We start from the raw sequence: 4,860 nt of genomic DNA, 5'->3' as shown, positions 1-4,860 counted from the left end.
CATCGGATTGCCGGTGCGACCCACTGGTCGCCGGGCCTGCTGCCGGAAGGTGAAAGCGGCGGCCTGCGCGAAACCGCCTTCTGGAGCCCGCCGCAACTGGTGGCGCCGGACGACCAGGATCAGGTCAATAGCTCACTGTGCTACGGCTTTGTCTTCGACATCTGTGGTCTGGAAATCGACCGCATGACCGGCGAGATCCACATCGATCGCTACGTCACCTGCCATGACGCCGGCCGCCTGCTCAACCCGGCACTGGTCGATGGACAGATTCGTGGTGGCTTCACCCAGGGCCTCGGCGCGGCGCTGATGGAAGAGTTCGCCTATGGCGAGGACGGCAGCTTCCTCTCCGGGACCTTCGCCGATTACCTGGTGCCGACCGCACCGGAAGTGATCGAACCGGTGATCCTGCACATGGAAACGCCATCGCCATTTACCCCATTGGGCGCCAAGGGGGTGGGCGAGGGCAACAATATGAGCACGCCGGTGTGCATCGCCAACGCGGTGGCCGACGCTCTCGGTCGCTCGGACATCCGTCTGCCACTGACGCCATCGAAAGTACGCACGCTCATTGGCATCGACGAACCGCCACGGCCCGCCGGTATGGAAGCCGATGACAACCTCGACGCAGCCGCCGGTGGACCGGCACTGCGGGCCAACGACTCGGTGGTGATTCCTGCCTCGCCGCAACAGGTGTTCGATACCTTGCTCGACCCGCAGACGCTGGCGGCGATCATTCCCGGTTGCCACGACCTCGTGCTCGAAGGCGAAAACCGTTACCGCGCAGACGTCACCGTCGGCGTCGGCATGATCCGCGCGCGCTTCGAGGCCAAGGTTGCCCTGAGTGATCTGGACCCGCCGCATTCGTTGCGTCTGTCGGGATCCGGCAGCAGCTCCATGGGATCGGCCCAAGGCCAGGCCCAGGTGCGTTTCGTTGAACTGGAAAATGGCCACACACGCCTGGAATACCAATACCAGGTGGCGGTCAGCGGCAAAGTCGCCGCAGTCGGCGGCCGAATGTTGCAAGGGGCCTCGAAAGTGATCATCGGACAAATATTTACTCGCCTGTCGCAACGGGTCAGCGGCCAAGCCATCTCCACCGGTTGGTGGGCGCGGCTGCGTGCCTCGCTCGGCGTGCTGTTTGGCAAGGGAGGTGCGCAATGAAACCGGCGGCTTTCGATTACGTTCGGGCTGACACCCGTCGTCAGGTGGTTGAGTTGCTCGCCGAGTACGGCCAGGAAGCTCGCATCATCGCCGGTGGCCAATCGCTGATGGCGGTGCTGAACATGCGCCTGGCTCAACCAAAATTGCTGATCGATATCAATCATGTGGATGAGCTGGCCTATATCGAGCTGCGCAACGATTGCCTGGCTGTCGGTGCCGGGGTGCGACAGGCGCAGTTGCTGGCGCGTTCGAGCCTGATGGACGAGGTGCCTTTATTGGCACTGGCCATGCCCTGGATCGGTCACTTCCAGACGCGCAATCGCGGCACCGTCTGTGGCTCGGTGGCTCATGCCGACCCCAGCGCCGAGTTGCCACTGTGCCTTGTGACGCTGGGCGGCGAAATCGTCCTGGAGTCGAAAAAAGGCAAGCGCATCGTCAAGGCTGCCGACTTCTTCCAGGGCATTCTCACCACCGACAAGCGTGCGGATGAACTGGTCGTCGAGGTGCGCTTTCCGCTCAAGCGCGAAGGCATCACCTATCGCTTCCGTGAAATCGCCATGCGCCACGGTGACTTCGCCATTGTTTCCCTGGCCGCGGCCATCGGCACGGACCAGGTCGAACTCGGCATCGGCGGGGTCGCCGACCGTCCGCAACGTCGCAGTCTGCCACGTGGTGCGGCGCTGCCCGACGCGCTCAATCAAACCGCCTGGTCGCTCGATGCACAAGACGACGTGCAGGCCAGTGCTGCCTATCGCCGCCAACTGATTCGCGAGCTGGGTCATCAGCTGATCGAAGGAGCCTGACATGCGTGTAACTGCCGACCAAACCTTTCCGATTCGCCTGGAACTCAACGGCCGCTCCCGCGAAGCGTTGGCTGAACCGCGCACCCAACTCTGCGATTTCCTGCGCCACGACCTCGGTGCCACGGGTGTCCATGTTGGATGCGAACACGGTGTCTGCGGTGCCTGCACGGTGCTGGTGGACGGAGTCGCCATGCGTTCCTGCCTGATGCTCGCGGTTCAGGGGCACGAGCGGCGTATCGAGACCGTCGAGTCCCTGGCCGACGACGACACACTGAGCGACCTGCAACAAGCTTTTCGCCGTCATCACGCCTTGCAGTGCGGCTTTTGCACTGCGGGCATTCTCATGTCCTGCGTGGATTTCCTCGAACGGGTACCCAACCCGGACGAGACCCAGGTACGCGACATGCTTTCGGGGCATCTATGTCGCTGCACGGGCTACACCGGCATCGTCCAGGCCGTGCTCGAAGTCGCCGCCCAGCGCCAAACGAACAAAGGGGTATAACAAAAATGTTCGATCTCGGACGCAGCTTCCTCGCAGCCGTTGAACGCCGACCGTACGCCGTGGCGGTCAGTGACGGTGCATTGAAGAAAACCTATGAAGACTGGTTCGTCGATATCCAGAGCGCAGCCAGGGGCTTGCAACGCCTGGGGCTGCAACGCGGCGACCGAATGCTGGTAGCGATGCAGAACCGCTGGCAAATGGCGACCCTGCATTGGGCCTGTCAGTTTGCGGGCATCGTCATGACCCCGTTGAACTGGCGTTCGACTGCCGATGAGCTGGGCTACTGCATCGAAGATGCGCAAATCCGCGCGTTGGCCTACGACGACGCGACCGTGGCCGCCGTAGCCGGCTGCAGCGCCGCCACAGGGCTGCCACGGATCGCCGCCGGTCTGCGTGCCGCCGACTCCGACCTGAGTTTCGAGGAACTGTGTTCGCAGACGCCTGCGGCAATCATTCTGCAGGCCAACGCCGAAGACTTTTCACTGCTGCTGTACACCTCCGGCACCACCAGCAAGCCCAAGGGCGTGCTGCGTCGCCACCGTTGCGAACGCGCCGCGGCGGTTGCCCACGTAGCGCAGAACCTCTATCGCCAGAGCGAGTGCACGCTGGGAGTCATGCCGCTTTATCACACGATGGGCGTGCGTTCGTTGTTGTCCATGGCGCTGATCGACGGACATTTTGTCTGTGTGCCGAAGTTCGACGTCGAAGCCACGCTGCAGGCCATCGAGCGGGAAAAAGTCAGCAACCTGTACCTGGTGCCGACGCTCTACCACATGCTCATCGAACACCCGGCCTTCGCCCGCGAGCGAGTCGCCAGCGTGGAGAAAATCGGCTTTGCCGGTGCGCCGATGAGCGACGGCTTGATGCGTCGCGTCGAGGCGGCGTTCCAGCCGCAATTGTTCGTCAATCATTACGGCAGCTCGGAAATCTACACCTTCACCATCGACCAGCAAGCCAGCCGCAAACCCGGTTCGTCAGGGCGTAGTGCAATGAACCAGCGAGTGCGCGTGGTGCCGCTCGATGCAGAAACGGCAGACGTGCAGGCCAATCCGTTGGAGGAGGGCCAGATCATCGCCGACCTGGCGAGTGACGAGGCGTTCGAAGGCTACCTCAACCGCCCCGAAGCGACCGCCAAGGCGTTGCGTGACGGATGGTATTTCACCGGTGACATCGGCTACTTCGATCTGGAGGGCGATCTGTTCGTTACGGGTCGGGTCGATGACTTGATCATCACCGGCGGCGAAAACGTCAGCCCGGCGGAAATCGAAAACATGCTCTCCCTGCACCCGGCAGTGGAAGAAGTGGTGGTGGTCGGCCTGCCCGACGAGCAGTGGGGCAAGATCATTGCCGCGTTCATCAAGCTGCGCGCCGAAGTCTCGGAATGCGACCTCGATGCCCATTGCATTGCTTCGGGCCTGGCCAAATTCAAGCGGCCACGGCGTTACCAGTTCATCGACCAGATTCCAAAATCTCCCGTTGGCAAGGTGCTGCGGCGCGTGCTGCTGGCCCAATTCCAGGAACAGGCCTTGAAGGCCATCAGCTAATCATCCAGAGGACACTCCCATGCAACAACAATCGATCCAGCAATTTCTCGAGACTCAATTCGATGGCTTCCAGGTAGAAGTCGATGTGTCCCGCGAGCGCGCCGACATCATCCTCAACCGGGCGCCGTTGAACGTCATTTCCATGGGGCAGCGCGATCAGCTGCGCCTGGTCTTTGAAGCCCTCGATGCACACAAGGACGTGCGCGTCATCGTGCTGCGCTCGGTGGGTGAACACTTCTCCAGCGGCGGCGACATCAAGGGTTTTCTTGAAGCGTCGCCCGAGCACGTTTCCAAGCTGGCCTGGAACGTCGCGGCACCGGCACGTTGCGAAAAACCGGTGATCGTGGCCAACCGTGGTTACACCTTCGGCGTCGGTTTCGAACTGTCCCTGGCCTGCGATTTCCGCATTGCGTCGCAAACCACGCGCTACGCCTTGCCTGAGCAGAACCTGGGGCAGATCCCGGGCTCGGGTGGCTCCGCACGCCTGCAGAAAATCATTGGCATCACCCGTACCAAGCACATGGTGATGCGCGCCAAACGCATCACGGGCGATCAGGCCTATGCCTGGGGTATCGCGACCGAGGTCGTGCCGGACACCGAACTGGAAAGCACCGTCGATGCCTTGGTCGATGAGCTGCGTCGCTTCTCGCCGCTGGCTCAGCGCACGGCAAAAAAACTGATCAACGACAACGAAGATGCGCCGCTGACTGTCGCGATCGAAATGGAAGGTCACTGCTACAGCCGCCTGCGTAGCTCCAAGGACTTCAAGGAAGGCGTGGAAGCGTTTCACAGCAAGCGTGCGGCAGTGTTCACCGGCGAGTAAATGCGTACCGGCGAGCAGGCCCGGGAG

5 protein-coding genes are annotated in these 4,860 nt (G+C 62.1%); all 5 read left to right on the top strand.

Annotation, left to right across the window (positions count from 1 at the left end; all coding sequences use genetic code 11):
- A partial coding sequence (locus tag PSUM_RS30765; protein ID WP_156703880.1) for an SRPBCC family protein occupies positions 1–1,161 on the top strand: 1,161 nt, incomplete at its 5' end.
- Positions 1,158–1,964 carry an FAD binding domain-containing protein gene (locus tag PSUM_RS30760; RefSeq protein WP_083348596.1) on the top strand — a complete coding sequence of 269 codons (807 nt, stop codon included), beginning with the start codon at positions 1,158–1,160 and terminating at the stop codon, positions 1,962–1,964. The genes PSUM_RS30765 and PSUM_RS30760, both read left to right, overlap by 4 nt.
- Before the next feature lies 1 nt (position 1,965).
- Positions 1,966–2,466, top strand: a complete 501-nt coding sequence (locus PSUM_RS30755) for a (2Fe-2S)-binding protein (RefSeq protein ID WP_008060977.1) — start codon at positions 1,966–1,968, stop codon at positions 2,464–2,466.
- Positions 2,467–2,471: 5 nt separating this feature from the next.
- The gene (locus PSUM_RS30750) at positions 2,472–4,010 is read left to right on the top strand and encodes an AMP-binding protein (protein WP_083348597.1); all 1,539 of its coding nucleotides are present in this window, start codon (positions 2,472–2,474) and stop codon (positions 4,008–4,010) included.
- Between the two features lie 19 nt (positions 4,011–4,029).
- Positions 4,030–4,833, top strand: a complete 804-nt coding sequence (locus PSUM_RS30745) for an enoyl-CoA hydratase/isomerase family protein (protein WP_020800292.1) — start codon at positions 4,030–4,032, stop codon at positions 4,831–4,833.
- Positions 4,834–4,860 lie beyond the last annotated feature (27 nt).

The organism is Pseudomonas umsongensis (assembly GCF_002236105.1).
GTDB lineage: Bacteria > Pseudomonadota > Gammaproteobacteria > Pseudomonadales > Pseudomonadaceae > Aquipseudomonas > Aquipseudomonas umsongensis.
The sequence above is the reverse complement of the archived record's forward strand: the minus strand, read 5'-3'. Positions and strand labels throughout refer to the sequence as shown.